The organism is Pseudomonas sp. SG20052 (genome assembly GCF_031766055.1).
Taxonomy (GTDB): domain Bacteria; phylum Pseudomonadota; class Gammaproteobacteria; order Pseudomonadales; family Pseudomonadaceae; genus Aquipseudomonas; species Aquipseudomonas mandelii.
This window is the reverse complement of the sequence record NZ_CP134498.1, coordinates 4,506,113-4,524,796: the sequence shown is the minus strand read 5'-3', so window position 1 is coordinate 4,524,796 and position 18,684 is coordinate 4,506,113. Positions and strand designations below refer to the sequence as shown.

Here is an 18,684-nt window from a genome sequence, read left to right as displayed (position 1 = left end):
GGACTCAATCAGTCCGGAATTTCATCGGGGACTGGCCGAGGCGCAGGGGCGGTGAGCGAGGTGATCTTGATCAGCAGGCCGAGGTGGCCGTTGTCGAGGAAGTTCAGCTGGCCGTTCTTGGTGTGGCTTTCCTGCTTCAGGCGTTCGCTGGCGGTGACCAAACCATTGGCGTCGATCTGGTTGACCCAGAAATCCGCGTCGACGTCGGTAAAACGTCCCAGTTTCAAGCTCAACGTGCCCTCTATCGGGAACTGGCCGAACTGTTCCTTGCCCTCACTGATGGCGATCTTGCGGGCATCTTCGCCCAGATTCTGTTGCCAGGCCTTGTGCAGTAACACCGTGTAATCGCTGCTGGCGCTGAGTTTTTGCACTTCATTATTCAGGCTCGGCGTGCGCAGGTTGTCCTTGCTGATACTTTTTGCACCGGCAGCCCAGTCTTCCGGTGCGGCTTTGCTGACAATGGCTGGCACGGCGTTTTGCCGCACCAGGATCATTTCAACCTGGTACAGGTCATCGGCAAACGCCGTAGGAGCGACCAGGGTGGTCAGCAAGGTCAGTAAACAAAACAGGCGCATGCGGCGTCCTTCAAGCAGTTTTCGGAATGAGGCACTCAAGCAGCGCCTCTACAGTATTAAAGCGCTCTTCCGGGCGCTCCATCGGGACCATGAATTTAAACATCGTGGCCCCTTCGAATTTGTAGCGTTTGGGCTGACCCTGGATCAGTTTGATCAGGGTCAGCGGGTCGACCGGCGTCTGCGCGGCGAACTCGATCCGGCCGCCTTGCGGGCCACCGTCGACTTTCTTGATGCCCAGCAGTTCGGCTTGCAGCTTCAATGCCGTGATGCGCATCAGGTTCTTCGTCGGTTCCGGCAGCAGGCCGAAACGGTCGATCATCTCCACTTGCAGGTCTTTGAGGCCTTCCTCATCGGTGGCCGAGGCAATGCGTTTGTAGAGAATCAGTCGGGCATGCACGTCCGGCAAGTAGGCTTCGGGAATCAACGCCGGGACGCGCAGATTGACTTCCGGACCACCGCCCAGCGGTTGATCAAGGTTCGGTTGTTCGCCCTTGCGGATCGACTTCACCGCGCGTTCGAGCATTTCCATGTACAGGGTGAAACCGACCGCTTGGATCTGACCGCTCTGACCGTCGCCCAGCAGTTCGCCGGCGCCACGGATCTCCAGGTCGTTGGTGGCGAGCACGAAGCCTGCGCCGAGGTCCTGGGTGTTGGCGATCGCTTCCAGACGTTTTTCGGCGTCGGGAGTGATCTGCTGGCGTGGCGGGGTCAGCAAATAAGCGTAAGCCTGGTGGTGACTGCGACCGACGCGACCGCGCAATTGGTGCAGCTGCGCCAGGCCAAATTTGTCGGCACGCTCGATGATGATGGTGTTGGCGCTCGGCACGTCGATGCCGGTCTCGATGATGGTCGAGGCAATCAGCACGTTGAAGCGCTTGTGATAAAAGTCGCTCATCACCTGTTCGAGATCGCGTTCGCGCATCTGCCCGTGGCCGATGCCGATCCGCGCTTCCGGCACCAGTTCGGCGAGGTCGGCGGCGCACTTCTCGATGGTCTTGACGTCGTTGTGCAGGTAATAGACCTGACCGCCGCGCAGCAACTCACGCAGCAGGGCCTCTTTGACCGTGCTCTTGTTCTGCTCCATGACGAAGGTCCGCACCGACAGGCGACGGGCTGGCGGCGTGGCAATGATCGACAGGTCGCGCATGCCCGACACCGCCATGTTCAGCGTGCGCGGAATCGGCGTGGCGGTCAGGGTAAGAATGTCGACTTCACTGCGCAGGGCCTTGAGCTGTTCTTTTTGACGGACACCAAAACGATGCTCTTCGTCGATGATGACCAACCCGAGGTTTTTGATTTTCACGTCGTCCTGCAGCAACTTGTGCGTGCCGATGACGATGTCGATCTTGCCTTCGGCGAGGTCCGCCACTGCAGCGTTGACTTCCTTGGTCGACTTGAAGCGGCTCATCACTTCCACGCTCACCGGCCAGTCGGCGAAGCGGTCGCGGAAGCTGTTGTAATGCTGCTGGGCGAGCAGGGTAGTCGGCACCAGGATCGCCACCTGGCGACCGCCATGCACCGCAATGAACGCCGCGCGCATCGCCACTTCGGTCTTGCCGAAGCCCACGTCGCCGCAGACCAGGCGGTCCATCGGCTTCGGTGCCAGCATGTCGGCGCGGACGGCGTCGATGGTGGTTTGCTGATCCGGGGTTTCTTCGAACGGGAAACCGGCACTGAAGGTTGCGTAGTCGGCTTTCGGGTCTTCGAAGGCATAACCTTCGCGAGCGGCGCGACGGGCATAGATGTCGAGCAGCTCGGCCGCGACGTCGCGCACTTGCTCGGCGGCTTTGCGTTTGGCTTTCTGCCAGGTTTCCGAGCCGAGGCGGTGCAGCGGGGCCAGGGCATCGTCGCTACCGGTGTAGCGAGCAATCAGGTGCAGGTTGGCCACTGGCACGTAGAGCTTGGCGCCCTCTGCGTATTGCAGGGTCAAGAACTCGGCAGCCTGATCGTCGATTTCCAGGGTCGCCAGACCCAGGTAGCGACCGACGCCGTGATCGATATGCACCACCGGCGCGCCTTCGCGCAACTCGGTAAGGTTCTTGATGACTGCATCGTTGTTGGCATCGGCGCGTTTTTCGCGGCGACGACGTTGCATCACCCGCTGACCGAACAACGGGCTTTCGGCCACTAGCGCCAGGGCCGGGTCGTCGAGTACCAGGCCTTCGTCGAGCGGCGCGATGGTGATCGCCAGCCGCTCCTTGCTTGCGACAAAGTCCGGCCAGCTGTCGACGGTTTTCGGTCGCAGCTTCAGGCGTTCGAGCAATTCCAGCAGCACTTCACGACGACCCGCGGACTCGGCGGTAAACAGCACGCGCCCGGGAAACTCGTCGAGGAAGCCGGCCAGCGCCGCCAACGGCTGGGTGGCCTTGGCTTCGATGGCCAGGTTCGGCAGTTCGCGCGCCGGGAAGCGCTCGCGACCGACGCCGGTTTCCACGTCCTGTTGACTGGCCACTACCCGCGGCCAGTTCTTCAGGCGCGCAAAGCAGTCTTCCACCGGCAGGAACAGTTCGGCCGGAGGTAATAACGGACGGGACGGATCGACGCGGCGTTCTTCGTAGCGATTGCGCACGTCGTTCCAGAAGTTTTCCGCCGCCTGCTCGATGCCCGGCAGGGAAAACACTTGTGTGTCCTGGGGCAGGTAATCGAACAGCGTCGAGGTTTCGTCGAAGAACAGCGGCAGGTAGTACTCGATACCGGCCGGTGTAATCCCGCTGCTCAGGTCTTGAAAGATCGGGCAGCGACGGAAGTCGACATCGAAACGCTCGCGAAAGCGTGCCTTGAAGCGGGTGACCGCATCTTTCTGCAGCGGGAATTCCCGCGCGGGCAGCAGGCGAACGGTGTCGACTTTATCGATGGAGCGCTGGTTTTCCGGGTCGAAGGTACGCAGCGTTTCGATTTCGTCGTCGAACAAGTCGATACGGAAGGGCAGTTTGCTGCCCATCGGGAACAGGTCGATCAGTGAGCCGCGCACCGTGAACTCGCCGTGCTCGTACACTGTGTCGACGTAGCGATAGCCACTGGCTTCAAGTCGGGTGCGCATTTGCTCGACGTCGAGCTTCTGGCCAACGTCCAGCACCAGGCTGCTGCCTAGCAGGAATTTGGTCGGCGCGAGGCGGTGCAGCGCGGTGGTGATCGGCACGACCAATACGCCATGGCTCAGCTCCGGCAACCTATATAAGGCCGCGATGCGCTGGGAAATGATGTCCTGGTGGGGTGAAAACAGATCGTAAGGCAGGGTTTCCCAGTCCGGGAAATGCAGCACAGGCAAATCCGGGGCGAAGAAACTCAGCTCCTGTTCCAGCCGTTCGGCACTTTGGCTGTCGGCGGTCAGCAGCAGGGTAAAGCGCTTGGCAGCGCTGGCAGCCTCGGCGATGGCCAGGCTAAGGGCGGCACCGGGCAGATTGCCCCAGTGCTGTTTACCTGCCGCGGCAGGGAGAAGCGGTAGACGCAGAACGGGCACGGAAGGTTGAGCTCCAAGCGTTGCGACAAAGTCGGTAATTGTAGCGGCCCCGGGTGCCGCCTGTCAGTTGCAGACTGTGTCTATTACGCAGGTTTGGCGAAATGTAGTGGTAAAGACAAAATTCGCCGGTTTTTTACCGGAAATTGATGATTATGTAGTGGCAAAACGACCGAGTGTTACGGAGGGTTACGGATAAGACAGCGGTATCTCCAAAAAATTGACTGCGCTGAAAGCCCCGGTTTTACTGGGCTGCGTCGCTGCGTGATTTTTTTGAACTCGATTTTGTTACGGATCGCACGACAGGCGCGCATTGCTACGGGAGGCACTCGGCGGCATAATGTAGCCCCTTTTTTCTGCCCCTACATGTGGAAGGTTCCCGTGACTCAGAAGCCCGACCAGTGTCTTGGTGAATGGATCGACCGTGAAGCACTCGCAGAAGCGATGATTCCGCTTATCGGTCAGCTCTACCGCAATAACAACGTGGTGAGCTCGATCTATGGCCGCAGCCTGATCAATCGTTCAGTCATTGCGATTCTCAAAGCTCACCGCTTTGCTCGTCATCGTCAGTCCGATGACAGCGAATTGTCCGTCCACGAAACATTCCCGCTGCTCAAGGCGATGAGCGAGCTCAAGCTCGGCGCCGCTTCGGTTGACCTGGGCAAGCTTGCGGTCAAGTTCAAAGCCGAAGGCAATGGCCGCACTGCCGAGCAGTTCGTCCGCGAAGAACTGGCTGATGTCGTTGGTCAGCAGAACGTTTCCGCTCGCAAAGGCACCGACGTTGTCCTGTACGGCTTCGGTCGTATCGGCCGTCTGCTGGCGCGCATCCTGATCGAGAAAACCGGTGGTGGCGACGGCCTGCGTCTGCGCGCCATCGTTGTCCGCAAGGGCGCCGAGAACGATCTGGTCAAGCGTGCAAGCCTGCTGCGTCGTGACTCGGTTCATGGTCCGTTCGATGGCACCATCACTATTGATGAAGCCAACAACACCATCACCGCCAACGGCAACCTGATCCAGGTGATCTACGCGAAGAACCCGACTGAAGTGGATTACACCCAGTACGGCATCAAAGACGCGCTGCTGGTGGACAACACCGGTGTTTGGCGTGACGCCGAGGGCCTGGGTCAACACCTGGCTTGCCCAGGTATCGACCGCGTTGTTCTGACCGCGCCGGGTAAAGGCAAGCTGAAGAACATCGTTCACGGCATCAACCACGGTGATATCACTGCTGACGACAAGATCGTTTCCGCCGCTTCCTGCACCACCAACGCCATCGTGCCGGTGCTCAAAGCTGTGAACGACAAGTTCGGCATCGTAAATGGTCACGTTGAAACTGTTCACTCGTACACCAACGACCAGAACCTGATCGACAACTTCCACAAAGGCGATCGCCGTGGCCGTAGTGCCGCGCTGAACATGGTGATCACCGAGACCGGTGCTGCCACTGCTGCTGCCAAGGCACTGCCTGAGCTGGCCGGCAAGCTGACCGGTAACGCGATCCGCGTTCCGACGCCAAACGTGTCGATGGCCATTCTCAACCTGAACCTTGAGAAAGCCACCACTCGTGAGGAGATCAACGAGTACCTGCGCCAGATGGCCATGCACTCCGATCTGCATAAGCAAATTGACTACGTCAATTCGCAGGAAGTGGTGTCCACTGACTTCGTTGGCTCGCGCCACGCAGGCGTTGTGGACGCTGAAGCGACCATCACCCAAGACAACCGCGTTGTTCTGTACGTCTGGTACGACAACGAGTTCGGTTACAGCTGCCAGGTGGTTCGCGTGATGGAAGACATGGCCGGTGTAAACCCGCCAGCATTCCCGCGCTAAGCCTTAGCTGCACATGAAAACGCCCCGACTTTGGTCGGGGCGTTTTTGTTTGTGCAATTTGTCAGTTTCCAGAGGTGTGGTTTGTGCCGGCCTTTACGCGGGCATGCGCCCGCTCAAAACTGGCAAATGACCTGTAGGAGCGAGGCTTGCCCGCGAAAGCGATTTGTCAGGCGCCGCCGACCACCGCGGCTTGCGCAGTCCGCAGTTCATGCCGATTGCCTTTGAACAACACCAGCGTCGCAATCAACCCCAGCACCGCCGCGCCAGTGAGCCAGATCCCCGGCGCTGCCTTGTTATCCAGCACATGGATCAAGTACGTACACGCCGCGGGTGTAAACCCGCCGAACGTTGCAGTCGCCAGGCTGTAGGCCAGGGAGAAGCCGGTGGTACGAACTTCCACCGGCATGATCTCGGTCAGCGCCACCACCATGGCGCCGTTGTACGAGCCGTACAGGAACGACAGCCACAACTCGACGATCAGCAAATGGCTGAAGCTCGGGTTCGCCACCAGCCATGACAGGGCGGGGTAGGCCGTAAGGATCGCCAGAACGGTCGCCGCCAGGAGTAGGGGTTTGCGCCCGATCTTGTCGGACACGGCACCCATGACCGGCAGCCAGAAAAAATTCGACAGACCGATACAGACCGTCACCAGCAACGCATCCAGATCCGACAGATGCAATTCGGCTTTGCCGAAGGTCGGGGTGTAGGCGGTGATCAGGTAGAACGACACGGTGGTCATCACCACCAGCGCCATGCCGGCGATGACGATGCCAAAGTTCTGACGGATCGAGCGGACGACGTCCCGCAGGGTAGGGCGGTGTTTGCGCGCCTGGAATTCCGGGGTTTCTTCAAGCGAACGACGAATCACGAAAATCACCGGCACAATCATGCAGCCGATCAGGAATGGAACACGCCAGCCCCAGTCACCCATTTCTTCGGGGCTGAGCCAATGGTTCAAACCGACTCCCAGCAGACCGGCGAACACTACCGCGGCTTGCTGACTGGCGGATTGCCAACTGACAAAGAAGCCCTTGCGACCCGGCGTGGAAATCTCTGCCAGGTACACCGACACGCCGCCCAGTTCCACGCCGGCCGAGAAGCCTTGCAGCAGGCGGCCGAACAGCACGAGCAGCGGCGCGGCCACGCCGAGGGTGGCGTAACCCGGCACGCAGGCAATCAGCACCGTGCCGGCAGCCATCATCGCCAGGGTGATGATCAGGCCTTTGCGGCGGCCATGACGGTCGATGTAGGCACCGAGGAAAATCGCGCCCAGCGGGCGCATCAGGAATCCAGCACCGAAAGTGGCCAGCGACAACATCAGGGAGGCGAAAGCGCTGTCGGCAGGAAAGAACGTTTTCGCGATGGCCGTGGCGTAAAAGCCGTAGACCATAAAGTCGAACATTTCGAGAAAGTTACCGCTGACAACGCGAAAAATCGCCTTGCCTTTGCTCGTGTTGGAGGACATTTGTAGATACTCACTCTGGTACGTCTTGTTTGAACGCGCTGCACTTGCACGAGCCTGTGTGGCGAAGTGAGGCTCCCACAGGTTTTGCGTCTGACAGGCAGATGAGGCAGGTCTGGCTCCCATGCGCTCTGAAGCCCATAATGGCGGGCGCGGTTTTGGGGGGGATGAAGATTTGTTAACTGGACGGTGGACTGGGATTGTGATGCTGGTCGGTGTTTTGTCCGGTTGTGGCAACGGCGACAGTCTGGAACGCTTCGACGGCCCAGCCATGGGCAGTCGTTATTCCATTCAATACGTGAGGCATTCCTACACGCTCGCGCCGAAAGCGGTGCAGGCTGAAGTAGAAAATATCCTCGCTGAAGTGGATCGACAATTCTCGACCTACCGCAGCGATTCGGACGTCGAGCGCTTCAACGATCTCCCCGCCAATCGCTGTCAGAAAATGCCCACGCCGATCCTCAAACTGATCCGCGTTGCTCAGCTGCTGTCGGAACAAAGCGAAGGCTCCTACGACCTGACTGTGGAACCGCTGCTCAATCTCTGGGGGTTCGGCCCGCAAGCCCGTGAGGAAAAAGTCCCCACCGCCCAGTCGCTCGCCGAAGTAAGGCAGAGGGTTGGCTACCAACACCTGCGCATCGATCGCGATCAGCTGTGCAAGGACGCCGCCGTCGAAGTCGACTTCAACAGCATCGCCGCCGGTTACGCCGTCGATACCATTGCCGAAAAACTCGAAGCGATGGGCATCCGCAGCTACCTGGTCGAGGTCACCGGCGAACTAAAGGCGGCCGGCAAGAAACACGACGGCTCGCCATGGCGCATCGCTCTGGAAGAGCCTCGGGATGATCAGCAAGTGGCCGAACGTGTGATTGTTGTCGACGGCTACGGAGTGTCCACTTCCGGCGACTACCGTAACTATTTCGAGCAGGACGGTCGGCGCTATTCCCACACCTTCGATGCCCGCACCGGTGCGCCGGTCTCACACACCCTGGCGTCGGTCACAGTGATTAATCCTTCAGCGTTAATGGCCGATGGCTTATCGACGCTGTTGCTGATTCTCGGACCGGAGCGCGGTTGGAACTACGCAGAAAAACACGATATCGGCGCATTTTTTGTGATCCGTGCCGATACAGGTTTCGTCACACGAACCAATCAGGCTTTTGAGCGCCTCAGTGGCGGCAAAACTGAATGATTGCGACGGTTCGCGCATCGAAGACTGGCGTTGTAGTGCAGGCAAAACTAGCCTACGACGCGACCAAGGGTTAATGTGCCCGGCGTTGACGCTTCTATAGACTGTGTCCGGGTTCTGCATTGGCCCCAAATTGTTCCTTCACGCCACAGATCGGCGTGATTTAGCCGCAGGTGCCGAGGGCACTGCGGCCTGTTCTGAGGAGTACGCATGGCTGTCTACAACTACGACGTGGTGGTACTGGGTTCCGGCCCGGCGGGAGAAGGCGCGGCAATGAACGCCGCCAAAGCAGGGCGCAAGGTGGCGATGGTCGATAGCCGTCGCCAGGTCGGCGGCAACTGCACCCACCTGGGTACCATCCCGTCCAAGGCACTGCGTCACTCGGTCCGGCAGATCATGCAGTTCAACACCAACCCGATGTTCCGGGCCATTGGTGAGCCGCGCTGGTTCTCGTTTCCGGACGTGCTGAAAAGCGCCGAAAAAGTCATTTCCAAACAAGTCGCCTCGCGCACCGGCTACTACGCCCGTAATCGCGTCGACGTGTTCTTTGGCACCGGCAGCTTCGCCGACGAGCAAACCATCGAAGTGGTCTGCGCCAACGGTGTGGTCGAAAAACTGGTGGCCAAGCACATCATCATCGCCACCGGCTCGCGTCCTTATCGCCCGGCGGACATCGATTTCCATCACCCGCGCATCTACGATAGCGACACCATCCTCAGCCTCGGCCACACCCCGCGCAAACTCATCGTTTACGGCGCTGGCGTGATCGGTTGCGAATACGCGTCGATCTTCAGTGGCCTGGGTGTGCTGGTTGAACTGGTGGACAACCGCGGTCAGTTGCTGAGTTTCCTGGACTCGGAAATTTCCCAGGCCCTGAGCTACCACTTCAGCAACAACAACATCACGGTTCGCCACAACGAAGACTACGACCGCGTCGAAGGCGTGGACAGCGGCGTGATCCTGCACCTCAAGTCCGGCAAGAAGATCAAGGCCGATGCCTTGCTCTGGTGCAACGGTCGTACCGGCAACACCGACCAGCTGGGTCTGGAAAACATCGGCGTGAAGGTCAACAGCCGTGGCCAGATCGAAGTCGACGAAGCCTATCGCACCTGCGTACCGAACATTTACGGTGCCGGTGACGTGATCGGCTGGCCGAGCCTGGCCAGTGCCGCCCACGACCAGGGTCGTTCGGCCGCTGGCAGCATCGTCGATAACAACAGCTGGCGCTTCGTCAACGACGTGCCGACCGGTATCTACACCATTCCGGAGATCAGCTCGATCGGCAAGAACGAGCAGGAGCTGACTCAGGCCAAGGTGCCCTACGAAGTGGGCAAGGCGTTCTTCAAGGGCATGGCGCGTGCACAGATTGCCGGCGAGCCCCAGGGCATGCTGAAAATCCTGTTTCACCGCGAGACCCTGGAAGTGCTGGGCGTTCACTGCTTCGGTTATCAGGCCTCGGAGATCGTTCACATCGGTCAGGCGATCATGAGCCAGCCGGGCGAACTGAACACCCTGAAGTACTTCGTCAACACGACGTTCAACTACCCGACCATGGCCGAAGCCTATCGGGTAGCGGCTTACGATGGCCTCAACCGGCTTTTTTGAGTGGCTCCGGCCGGTGGCCTGAGCCGGCCGGGGAGACCGATTTCAGCAATTCTCGAGGGTGGCGCTGGCCAAACCGGGAAAGTCTGTAATCAGGCTGTCAACGCCGAAGTCGGCGAGTCTGCGCATCAGCGCGGGCTCGTTGACTGTCCATACCGACACATGCAGCCCCTGACGCTGCGCCTTCTGCAGGCGTTCCGGCGTACACAGGGTCCAGTTCAGCGCCAGAATCTCACAGCCGTAACTCTGGGCGACTTTCAACGGGTCGAGCCATGCATATTCAGCCACCAATCCACGAGACACGTCCGGCACCAGGTCCAGCGCGGCTTTCAGCACTTCGCGTGAACTCGACGTGATCGTGACCTTGTCGAGCAGGCCGAAACGCTGAGCCATTTCGCGTATCGCCAGCACGGTCGTTGCGGCACGGGTGCGAGATGCGCTTTTGACTTCCAGCTGCCAATGCTCGAAATCGCATTTCTCGAACAACTCTTCCAGCGTGGGGATCGGGCAAGGCTTGATCCAGCCCGGCCCGCCCTTGCGTGCGTCGTAGGTCACCAGCTCGGCCGCCGTGTGCTCGACGACCTTGCCGCGTCGGTCGGTGGTGCGCTTGAGTGTCGGGTCGTGGATGACCATCAACTCGTTGTCCATGGACAGGTGCAGGTCCAGTTCACAGCGGCGCACGCCATGCTTGAGGCATTGCTGGAAACTGGTCAGCGTGTTTTCCGGTGCTTCGCCCTTGGCGCCGCGATGGCCGTAGATGAGGGTCACGGTTCTTCCTTAAATTAAATGCCTGATTCGTTTTCGCGGGCCAGACGTCGTTCCTGGGCCTGCTTCTGCAAAATGTAGCGGGCCAGCAATTGGCGCTGGGCGTCGGTCGGGTATTCGAACTCGGTGCCAACGTCGTAGGCGCCAGCCTTGCGATCGCAATGCGTGACCTTGGCCCGCAGCAACAGGCCGAGGGCTTGTGGCATCAGCACCAGTTTGACCGACAGGTGCGCGCCCACGGCGATGGGCGTCGGGTGCTGGAAGTCGATACCGCCTTCGGAAATGATCACCGGCTGCGGCTCGCCGATCTGCCCGAGTACGGTGATGGCGATCACCTGGCTCAGCAGATCGATGCGTTTGTTCTGGGATTTCAGGAACGCAGCGAGGTTGCGGTCGCGCTCACTGATCTGGCGCAGCAGGTGTTGCGACTCGAATTCGCTCAGGTGCAGTTCGCTGAGCAAGTTGAACAGTGGGGAAGCATCCTGCAACACTTCCTGGCCTGCGGCTTCGGGAGCGGACAGGGGCCGAATTTCCAGTGCGATCGTGTCCTCGATACGGTAGTATTCGCGGCGATCTTCTTCATCTAATGTCGACATGGCGAACCCATGGTAGCGGCGGTGGTCTGAGTGTAAAGCTGGTTATCGACCCCCGCCACAAGGACGTTCCTTTTCCCTCCGAACAAGCCCCGACATGTTCAGACCTCTCTTCGTATTTATTGGCACGCGTTATACCCGTGCAAAGCGCCGCAATCATTTTGTGTCATTCATTTCCCTGACCTCGATGATCGGACTCGCCCTCGGCGTGGTCGTGATGATCGTCGTGCTTTCGGTCATGAACGGCTTCGATCATGAGATGCGCACCCGCGTGCTGGGCATGGTGCCCCACGCGACCATCGAGTCCGGTGAACCGATCAGCGACTGGCAAAGCCTGGCCGCCAAGGTCAAGCAGAACCCGCAGGTGACGGCCGTTGCGCCGTTCACCCAGATGCAGGGTTTGCTGACCAACAACGGCAAGGTCTCCAAAGTCCTGCTCAATGCCATCGACCCTGCGCTGGAACGCCAGGTCTCGATCATTGATAACTTCATGCAGCAGGGCAAACTCGACGACCTCACGCCGGGCAGCTTCGGCATTGTCATCGGTGACAAGGCGGCCGCCAAGCTTGGCGCCGCGGTTGGCGACAAGCTGACATTCGTGGCACCGGAAGTCACGGTGACCCCGGCCGGGATGTTCCCGCGCATGAAACGCTTTACCGTGGTCGGTATTTTCCATGTCGGCGCCGGTGAGATCGACGGGTACCTGGGTGTCACCAACCTGCAGGATCTGGCGAAAATGCATCGCTGGAAGCCGGATCAGGTCCAGGGCATCCGCCTGAAGTTCGATGACCTGTTCCAGGCCCCGCGCACGGCGTGGAATATCGCCCAGCAACTCGGTGAGGACCATTTCTACGCCCGCGACTGGACCCGTACCCACGGCAATCTGTATCAGGCGATCCGCATGGAAAAAGCCATGATCGGCCTGCTGTTGCTGCTGATCGTCGCCGTTGCGGCCTTCAACATCATTTCCACGCTGGTGATGGTGGTGAACGACAAGAAGGGTGACATCGCGATTCTGCGAACCCTGGGCTCCACGCCGGGGCAGATCATGGCGATCTTCATGGTCCAGGGCACGGTCATTGGCGTGATCGGCACGCTGATCGGCGCCGTGGTCGGGATCTTCGCCGCGTTGAACGTCAGCGCTGCGATCTCGGCCCTCGAAGGGTTGATCGGCCACAAATTCCTGAACGCCGACGTGTATTTCATCGATTACCTGCCGTCGCAAGTGCAGAGCCAGGACGTGTTGATGGTCTGCGCCGCCGCGTTGGTCCTGAGTTTCCTCGCCACCCTGTATCCAGCCTGGCGTGCCGCGCGCACCCAGCCTGCGGAGGCGCTACGTTATGAGTGAGTTGGGTATGAGTGATAAAGCAATCTTGAGCTGCCGCAACCTGGGCAAGTCCTACGAGGAAGGCCCGGAGTCGGTAGAAGTGCTGGCCGGTCTGCAACTGGAGTTGCATCCGGGTGAGCGCGTGGCGATTGTCGGCACCTCGGGTTCGGGCAAAAGTACCTTGCTCAACCTGTTGGGCGGTCTCGACACGCCGACCAAGGGCAGCGTCTGGCTCGATGGCGAAGAGCTGTCGGCCCTGAGCGAGAAGAATCGCGGCCTGCTGCGCAACCGGTCGCTGGGTTTCGTCTACCAGTTCCACCATTTGCTGCCTGAGTTCACCGCACTGGAAAACGTCTGCATGCCGCTGCTGATCGGCAAGACTGCGATTCCGGAAGCGCGCCAGCGTGCGACTGCGTTGCTGGAGCGGGTAGGGCTTGGCCATCGTCTGGAGCACAAACCGTCTGAACTGTCCGGCGGCGAACGTCAGCGCGTTGCCATCGCTCGCGCCCTGGTGAACAAGCCAGGCCTGGTGATGCTCGACGAGCCGACCGGCAACCTCGACTCCCACACCGCCCAGGGCATTCAGGATTTGATGCTGGAACTCAGCACCTCGATGCGCACGGCGTTCCTGGTGGTGACTCACGACATGAACCTGGCTCGCCAGATGGATCGCGTCCTGCATTTGCAGGAAGGTTGCCTGACGCCCATCTGATTGGCCGAAACCCGGCGTGCTGAACAGTACGTCGGGTCTTTTATTTTTATACGGTGCCCCAGCGAATGTTCAGACCGTTATCGATCTTTATCGGCACGCGCTATACCCGCGCCAAGCGCCGCAATCGCTTTGTTTCCTTCATCTCGATGACCTCGATGATCGGCCTCGCCCTCGGCGTGCTGGCGATGATCGTGGTGCTGTCGGTGATGAACGGCTTTCAGCGCGAAATGAGCTCGCGCATCCTCGGTATGGTGCCGCACGCGACCATCGTCGGCGTGAAGCCGATCGACGATTGGCAGCCCGTGGCCGCCGCCGCGATGAAAAACCCGGAAGTCACTGCCGCCGTGCCGTTCACCGAGATGGAAGGCATGCTCTCCTATAAAGGCACGATGCAGCCAATTCAGGTCAGCGGTGTAGATCCCGCACTGGAAGGCAAGGTGTCGATCGTTGCCCAGCATATCGTTCAGGGACGTCTCGATGCGTTGAAACCGGGCGAGTTCGGCGTGGTGATCGGCGAAATCACCGCGCGGCGTTTCCGCTTGAATGTCGGCGACAAGATCACCCTGATCGTGCCGGAAGTCAGCAACGCACCGGGCGGCATTACCCCGCGCATGCAGCGGCTGAACGTAGTGGGCGTGTTCAAGGTCGGTGCCGAGCTGGATGGCTCGATGGCGCTGATCCACGTCGCCGATGCCGCGCAGATGCAGCACTGGGAACCGAACCAGGTGCAGAGCGTGCGATTGGCGGTGAAGGATTTGTACGCGGCGCCGAAGGTCTCCAGCGATATCGCTGGCGGGCTGGGCACCGCTTACAAGGCTGATGACTGGACCCACACCCAGGGCAGTCTGTTCAGTGCGATGAAGATGGAAAAAACCATGATCGGCCTGCTGTTGCTGATGATCGTCGCCGTGGCGGCGTTCAACATCATCGCTACGTTGATCATGGTGGTGAACGACAAGGGCGCGGACATCGCGATCCTGCGCACCATTGGCGCCACACCGCGGCAGATCATGGCGATCTTCATGGTGCAGGGCACGGTGATCGGGGTTGTCGGCACCTTGATCGGTGGCGTGCTCGGCGTGATAGCGGCGCTGAACGTCAGCGAGCTGGTGGGGTGGATGGAGCGGGTCAGTGGCCAGCACATCTTCAGTTCTGACGTGTATTTCGTCAGTAACTTGCCGTCGGAGTTGCAGGGTGGGGATGTGTTGTTGATCTGCTCGGCGGGGTTCGTCCTGAGCTTCCTGGCGACGGTCTACCCGGCCTGGCGTGCGGCGAAGATCGAGCCAGCACACGCGTTGCGGTATTCGTAAGTCGTTACACCGCCGTCATGAGCAGGCTCGCTCACATTGGATCTGATTCAACTCGGTCACGGTGGGAGCGAGCCTGCTCGCGATGGGGCCGGCTCTGCTGGCCTTAATCTCCCTTTGGCAACTCAATCACAAAACGCGTCCACCCATTATTCGATTCGCAATGAATCTGTCCGCCATGGGCGCGGATGATTGACTGAGTGATCGCTAATCCCAATCCCGCATGTTCACTACTGCCTTCCTGGCGCGCCGGATCGGTCCGATAAAACCGGTCAAACAATCGCGGCAGCAACGCCCCGTCAATCCCGTCCCCACTGTTCTCAACCGTCAAACTCAAGGCTTTGACCTGATCGACAATCCGCACCCGAACCTCGCCTTCGGCTGGTGTAAACCGCAACGCGTTGTCCAGCAGATTGGAAAGTGCCCGACGCAACATGCTGCGATCACCCTCCATGCGCGCACTGCCTTCACGACTCAACCTGACCTGCGCGTCCTCCGCCAACGGCGCAAAAAACTCCAGCAACAGATCCACTTCTCCCGCCAGCTCCAGCGGTTCGCGCTTGGGCATCAACAACCCATGGTCAGCCTTGGCCAGATACAACATGTCGTTGACCAGTTGCGCCATCCATTGCAGTTCTTCGAGGTTGCTGTGCAGCGCTTCGCGGTAGTCCTCGATAGGCCGAGGGCGGGTGAGGGTGACCTGAGTGTGGGTCAGCAGGTTCGACAACGGCGTGCGCAGCTCATGGGCGATGTCAGCGGAAAACGCCGAGAGCCGTTGAAATGAGTCGTCCAGGCGTCCGAGCATGGCGTTGAAGCTGTGGGCCAATTCCTCGAGCTCCGACGGCATATTCTCGTCGGGCAGCCGGGCATTGAGCGATTGCGCTGAAACGCCGCTGGCGATCGCGCTCATGCGTCGCAACGGGCGCAAACCACTGCGTGCCGCCCATGCACCGAGCAACGCGGTGGCCAGCGCCGACAAGCCGACGGTCATCCAGATCAGGCGCTGCATGCGTTGCAGAAAGTGCTGGTGATGGGTGATGTCCAGCAGCAAGGTCAATTGCGGTGAGTCAGGTTTGTCGAGATACAACGGAGCATTGAGGACGCGGTAGTCGGTACCTTCGCTACTCACCGTGGACAAACCCGCCTGGGTAGGTAATTCCCGGGGCAGGTGCGCCGAACTGTCATACCAGCGCTGGCCATCGCTGCCAGTGATTCGCAGCGACAGGTCGGCCTGCCGACTCAGTTCATCCGTCAGTCTGACATCGCTTTCACTCGGCTGAACGTCATGCAGCGCGCGGCGTAAACCCATCAATTTGCCGTCCAGCAACTGCTGATCCAGTTCGACGAAGTGCGCCTCGCTGGCGCGACTGAACAACACTCCGGCAAACAATGAAACCACGGCGGTACAGGCCGCAAACAGCAGCGCCAGGCGACTGCTCAACGAGAGTCGACGCATCAGGCAGGTCGCTCTTCAAGGACATAACCCATGCCGCGCACGGTATGAATCAGCTTGTTGGGGAATTCATCGTCGATCTTCAGGCGCAAACGGCGGATCGCGACCTCGATGACATTGGTGTCGCTGTCGAAATTCATGTCCCAGACCTGGGAGGCAATCAGTGATTTGGGCAGCACCTCACCCTGGCGCCGCAGGAGCATTTCCAGCAGGGCGAACTCCTTGGCGGTCAGGTCGATGCGTTGACCGCCGCGCTCCACCCTGCGGCGGATCAAATCCAGGCGCAGGTCGGCCAGTTGCAGGCTGGTTTCCTGAGGCGAAGCGCTGCCGCGTCGCAACAGGCTGCGGACCCGAGCCAGCAATTCGGAAAAGGCGAACGGCTTGACCAGGTAATCGTCTGCGCCGAGTTCGAGGCCGTGGACCCTGTCCTCAACCGCATCTCGCGCCGTCAGAAAAAGGACTGGTGTATCGAGACCGGCGCCACGCACCGCCTGCAGGATTTGCCAGCCATCGCGACCGGGTAGCATCACATCAAGGATCAACAACGCGTAATCACCACTCAAGGCCAGTTGTTGGCCGGTGATGCCGTCGGCCGCCAGTTCGGTGTTGAAACCGGCCTCAGTCAGGCCCTGGCGCAGGTAGTGGCCGGTTTTCGGTTGGTCTTCGACGATCAGCAGCTTCATGGGCAACTCGAGGCAAGTGGAACGAAGGCTTTATACCGTGGGCAGCGTTGATACAGACCAACCTGACAAAGTTGTAATTTGGCTGTCAGGTCGCGGGCAGTGGCGACAGTTTAGAGTTTTCCACAGGCTGAACCTTATCTTGTTGGAGTACGACTATGTTTTTGCGTAAATATCAGGGGCTGGCCGCGTGTTTGTTGGCGTTAAGCTCGCCAGTGTGGGCCTCGTCGGCGCAGCTCCGGGATTTCGGTCAGCCGGCCCCGGCAACCAAGGCTACCCGAAGTGTCGAGGTGGTGATGGATGACATGTCATTCACGGCCAAGGCGATCGATATCAAAACGGGTGAGACGATTCGTTTTGTGCTGGTGAATAAAGGCCAGTTGTTGCACGAATTCAACCTCGGCGATGCGGCGATGCATGCCCGTCATCAGCAGGAAATGATGAAGATGCAGCAGAGCGGCATGCTCACGCCTACAGGCATGAAGGAAATGGACCACGGTTCGATGGCAGGCATGGATCACGGGATGATGAAGCACGATGACCCGAACAGTGTCCTCGTCGAGCCGGGAAAAACGGCCGAGCTGACCTGGACCTTCACGAAGGCCACCAACCTGGAATTTGCCTGCAACATTCCCGGCCATTACCAGGCGGGCATGGTCGGCAAACTGACTGTCAGTCAGTAAGCACTCAAAGGCGGGCGCAAAGGCTGGTAGAATCCGCTGATTCTTCAGTCAGGTTTCCGCCATGCATCCCGCAGCCGAACACTCGCCGCTGGGCAAATCCAGCGAATACATCGCCACTTATACGCCGTCCTTGCTGTTCCCGATCCCGCGCACCGCGAAATGGGCCGAGTTGGGCCTGACGGCGCAAACCCTGCCTTACAAGGGTGTGGACTTCTGGAACTGCTTCGAGCTGTCGTGGCTGTTGCCGTCCGGTAAGCCGGTGGTGGCGATTGGCGAATTCAGCATCCCGGCGGATTCGCCGAACATCATCGAGTCGAAGTCGTTCAAGCTGTACCTGAACTCGTTGAACCAGACACCGTTTGCCGATAGCGCGACCCTTGAAGCGACGCTGGTCAAAGACCTGTCGGCCGCTGCTGGCAAGCCGGTTGGCGTGCGGATTCGCAGCCTCAAGGATGTCGAAGCCGAAGGCGTCGTGGCGTTGCCGGGTGTGTGTATCGATGATCTGGAGATCAGCGTCAGCAACTACGAACATCCGCGCCCGGAGCTGCTGCGTTGCGATGATTCGCGCATTGTCGAAGAGAGCGTGCACAGTCATCTGCTCAAATCCAACTGCCCGGTCACCAGCCAGCCGGACTGGGGCAGCGTGGCGGTTGAATACCGTGGCGCGGCCCTGGATCACGCGAGTTTGCTGGAGTACATCGTGAGTTTCCGTCAGCACTCGGACTTTCACGAGCAGTGCGTGGAGCGGATTTTTCTCGACTTGCAGCGGTTGTTGAAACCGGAGAGGTTGACGGTGTATGCGCGGTATGTGCGGCGTGGTGGGCTGGACATCAACCCGTATCGCAGCACTGAAGACGTGCAGCTGCCGAACCATCGTCTGGTCCGTCAGTAAAATACTCCTGTAGGAGCGAGCCTGCTCGCGATGGCGGAGTGTCTGGCACCATCGATGTTGAATGTGCTGCCGTCATCGCGAGCAGGCTCGCTCCTACAAGGGATTGCAGTGCACTTCCCGGGTATGAAAAAGCCCCGCCATCACTGGCGGGGCTTTT

General features: G+C 59.8%; 15 protein-coding genes. 8 read left to right on the top strand and 7 right to left on the bottom strand.

The window, feature by feature from the left end; genetic code table 11:
- Positions 1 to 8: 8 nt before the first annotated feature.
- Positions 9 to 575 carry a CsiV family protein gene (locus tag RHP74_RS20795; RefSeq protein WP_010456333.1) on the bottom strand — a complete coding sequence of 189 codons (567 nt, stop codon included), beginning with the start codon at positions 573 to 575 and terminating at the stop codon, positions 9 to 11.
- A 10-nt stretch (positions 576 to 585) separates the two neighbouring features.
- Positions 586 to 4,035, bottom strand: a complete 3,450-nt coding sequence (mfd, locus tag RHP74_RS20790) for a transcription-repair coupling factor (RefSeq protein ID WP_010456331.1) — start codon at positions 4,033 to 4,035, stop codon at positions 586 to 588.
- Positions 4,036 to 4,398: 363 nt separating this feature from the next.
- On the opposite strand from mfd, the gene RHP74_RS20785 reads away from it, so the two are divergent.
- Positions 4,399 to 5,862, top strand: coding sequence for a glyceraldehyde-3-phosphate dehydrogenase (locus RHP74_RS20785; protein ID WP_042932690.1), 1,464 nt, complete (start codon positions 4,399 to 4,401; stop codon positions 5,860 to 5,862).
- A 166-nt stretch (positions 5,863 to 6,028) separates the two neighbouring features.
- On the opposite strand, the gene RHP74_RS20780 is transcribed toward RHP74_RS20785, so the two are convergent.
- The gene (locus RHP74_RS20780; protein WP_311096220.1) at positions 6,029 to 7,327 is read right to left on the bottom strand and encodes an MFS transporter; all 1,299 of its coding nucleotides are present in this window, start codon (positions 7,325 to 7,327) and stop codon (positions 6,029 to 6,031) included.
- 202 nt (positions 7,328 to 7,529) lie between these two features.
- Between RHP74_RS20780 and RHP74_RS20775 the strand changes: the two genes are divergently transcribed.
- On the top strand, positions 7,530 to 8,516 hold the full coding sequence (locus RHP74_RS20775) for an FAD:protein FMN transferase (RefSeq protein ID WP_311096219.1): 987 nt from the start codon (positions 7,530 to 7,532) through the stop codon (positions 8,514 to 8,516).
- 207 nt (positions 8,517 to 8,723) lie between these two features.
- The gene (gene sthA, locus RHP74_RS20770) at positions 8,724 to 10,118 is read left to right on the top strand and encodes a Si-specific NAD(P)(+) transhydrogenase (RefSeq protein ID WP_010456323.1); all 1,395 of its coding nucleotides are present in this window, start codon (positions 8,724 to 8,726) and stop codon (positions 10,116 to 10,118) included.
- A gap of 42 nt (positions 10,119 to 10,160) precedes the next feature.
- Here sthA and RHP74_RS20765 read toward each other — a convergent pair whose 3' ends face one another.
- Together RHP74_RS20765 and RHP74_RS20760 are read right to left on the bottom strand one after the other, a co-directional pair.
- On the bottom strand, positions 10,161 to 10,883 hold the full coding sequence (locus RHP74_RS20765) for a glycerophosphodiester phosphodiesterase family protein (protein WP_010456321.1): 723 nt from the start codon (positions 10,881 to 10,883) through the stop codon (positions 10,161 to 10,163).
- A gap of 14 nt (positions 10,884 to 10,897) precedes the next feature.
- Complete coding sequence (locus RHP74_RS20760) at positions 10,898 to 11,476, bottom strand: PilZ domain-containing protein (protein ID WP_010456319.1); 579 nt, start codon at positions 11,474 to 11,476, stop codon at positions 10,898 to 10,900.
- 94 nt (positions 11,477 to 11,570) lie between these two features.
- Between RHP74_RS20760 and RHP74_RS20755 the strand changes: the two genes are divergently transcribed.
- The 3 genes from RHP74_RS20755 (at position 11,571) to RHP74_RS20745 (ending at position 14,822) form a co-directional block, all read left to right on the top strand.
- Positions 11,571 to 12,821 (top strand): lipoprotein-releasing ABC transporter permease subunit, encoded by a 1,251-nt coding sequence (locus tag RHP74_RS20755; RefSeq protein ID WP_010456317.1) that lies wholly within the window; start codon positions 11,571 to 11,573, stop codon positions 12,819 to 12,821.
- Positions 12,822 to 12,828: 7 nt separating this feature from the next.
- Positions 12,829 to 13,512 (top strand): lipoprotein-releasing ABC transporter ATP-binding protein LolD, encoded by a 684-nt coding sequence (lolD, locus tag RHP74_RS20750; RefSeq protein ID WP_167360488.1) that lies wholly within the window; start codon positions 12,829 to 12,831, stop codon positions 13,510 to 13,512.
- Positions 13,513 to 13,577: 65 nt separating this feature from the next.
- Positions 13,578 to 14,822: a lipoprotein-releasing ABC transporter permease subunit gene (locus tag RHP74_RS20745; RefSeq protein ID WP_010456313.1), complete on the top strand. Its 1,245-nt coding sequence runs from the start codon at positions 13,578 to 13,580 to the stop codon at positions 14,820 to 14,822.
- Between the two features lie 103 nt (positions 14,823 to 14,925).
- Here the strand turns inward: RHP74_RS20745 and RHP74_RS20740 are convergent, their stop codons facing one another.
- Together RHP74_RS20740 and RHP74_RS20735 are read right to left on the bottom strand one after the other, a co-directional pair.
- On the bottom strand, positions 14,926 to 16,275 hold the full coding sequence (locus RHP74_RS20740; RefSeq protein ID WP_311096218.1) for a heavy metal sensor histidine kinase: 1,350 nt from the start codon (positions 16,273 to 16,275) through the stop codon (positions 14,926 to 14,928).
- Complete coding sequence (locus tag RHP74_RS20735; RefSeq protein WP_010456310.1) at positions 16,275 to 16,955, bottom strand: heavy metal response regulator transcription factor; 681 nt, start codon at positions 16,953 to 16,955, stop codon at positions 16,275 to 16,277. The genes RHP74_RS20740 and RHP74_RS20735 overlap by 1 nt, the downstream gene beginning before the upstream one ends.
- Before the next feature lie 155 nt (positions 16,956 to 17,110).
- Between RHP74_RS20735 and RHP74_RS20730 the strand changes: the two genes are divergently transcribed.
- Both RHP74_RS20730 and queF read left to right on the top strand, forming a co-directional pair.
- Positions 17,111 to 17,635 carry a cupredoxin family protein gene (locus RHP74_RS20730; RefSeq protein ID WP_311096217.1) on the top strand — a complete coding sequence of 175 codons (525 nt, stop codon included), beginning with the start codon at positions 17,111 to 17,113 and terminating at the stop codon, positions 17,633 to 17,635.
- A 61-nt stretch (positions 17,636 to 17,696) separates the two neighbouring features.
- Positions 17,697 to 18,527: an NADPH-dependent 7-cyano-7-deazaguanine reductase QueF gene (queF, locus tag RHP74_RS20725; protein ID WP_077748233.1), complete on the top strand. Its 831-nt coding sequence runs from the start codon at positions 17,697 to 17,699 to the stop codon at positions 18,525 to 18,527.
- The last annotated feature ends 157 nt before the right edge of the window (positions 18,528 to 18,684 follow it).

Coding starts and splice junctions, on each gene's coding strand:
- RHP74_RS20795 (WP_010456333.1), bottom strand. CDS start 575: ATGCGCCTGTTTTGTTTACTGACCTTGCTGACCACCCTGGTCGCTCCT.
- RHP74_RS20785 (WP_042932690.1), top strand. CDS start 4,399: ATGTGGAAGGTTCCCGTGACTCAGAAGCCCGACCAGTGTCTTGGTGAA.
- RHP74_RS20780 (WP_311096220.1), bottom strand. CDS start 7,327: ATGTCCTCCAACACGAGCAAAGGCAAGGCGATTTTTCGCGTTGTCAGC.
- RHP74_RS20775 (WP_311096219.1), top strand. CDS start 7,530: ATGCTGGTCGGTGTTTTGTCCGGTTGTGGCAACGGCGACAGTCTGGAA.
- sthA (WP_010456323.1), top strand. CDS start 8,724: ATGGCTGTCTACAACTACGACGTGGTGGTACTGGGTTCCGGCCCGGCG.
- RHP74_RS20760 (WP_010456319.1), bottom strand. CDS start 11,476: ATGTCGACATTAGATGAAGAAGATCGCCGCGAATACTACCGTATCGAG.
- RHP74_RS20755 (WP_010456317.1), top strand. CDS start 11,571: ATGTTCAGACCTCTCTTCGTATTTATTGGCACGCGTTATACCCGTGCA.
- lolD (WP_167360488.1), top strand. CDS start 12,829: ATGAGTGATAAAGCAATCTTGAGCTGCCGCAACCTGGGCAAGTCCTAC.
- RHP74_RS20745 (WP_010456313.1), top strand. CDS start 13,578: ATGTTCAGACCGTTATCGATCTTTATCGGCACGCGCTATACCCGCGCC.
- RHP74_RS20740 (WP_311096218.1), bottom strand. CDS start 16,275: ATGCGTCGACTCTCGTTGAGCAGTCGCCTGGCGCTGCTGTTTGCGGCC.
- RHP74_RS20735 (WP_010456310.1), bottom strand. CDS start 16,955: ATGAAGCTGCTGATCGTCGAAGACCAACCGAAAACCGGCCACTACCTG.
- RHP74_RS20730 (WP_311096217.1), top strand. CDS start 17,111: ATGTTTTTGCGTAAATATCAGGGGCTGGCCGCGTGTTTGTTGGCGTTA.
- queF (WP_077748233.1), top strand. CDS start 17,697: ATGCATCCCGCAGCCGAACACTCGCCGCTGGGCAAATCCAGCGAATAC.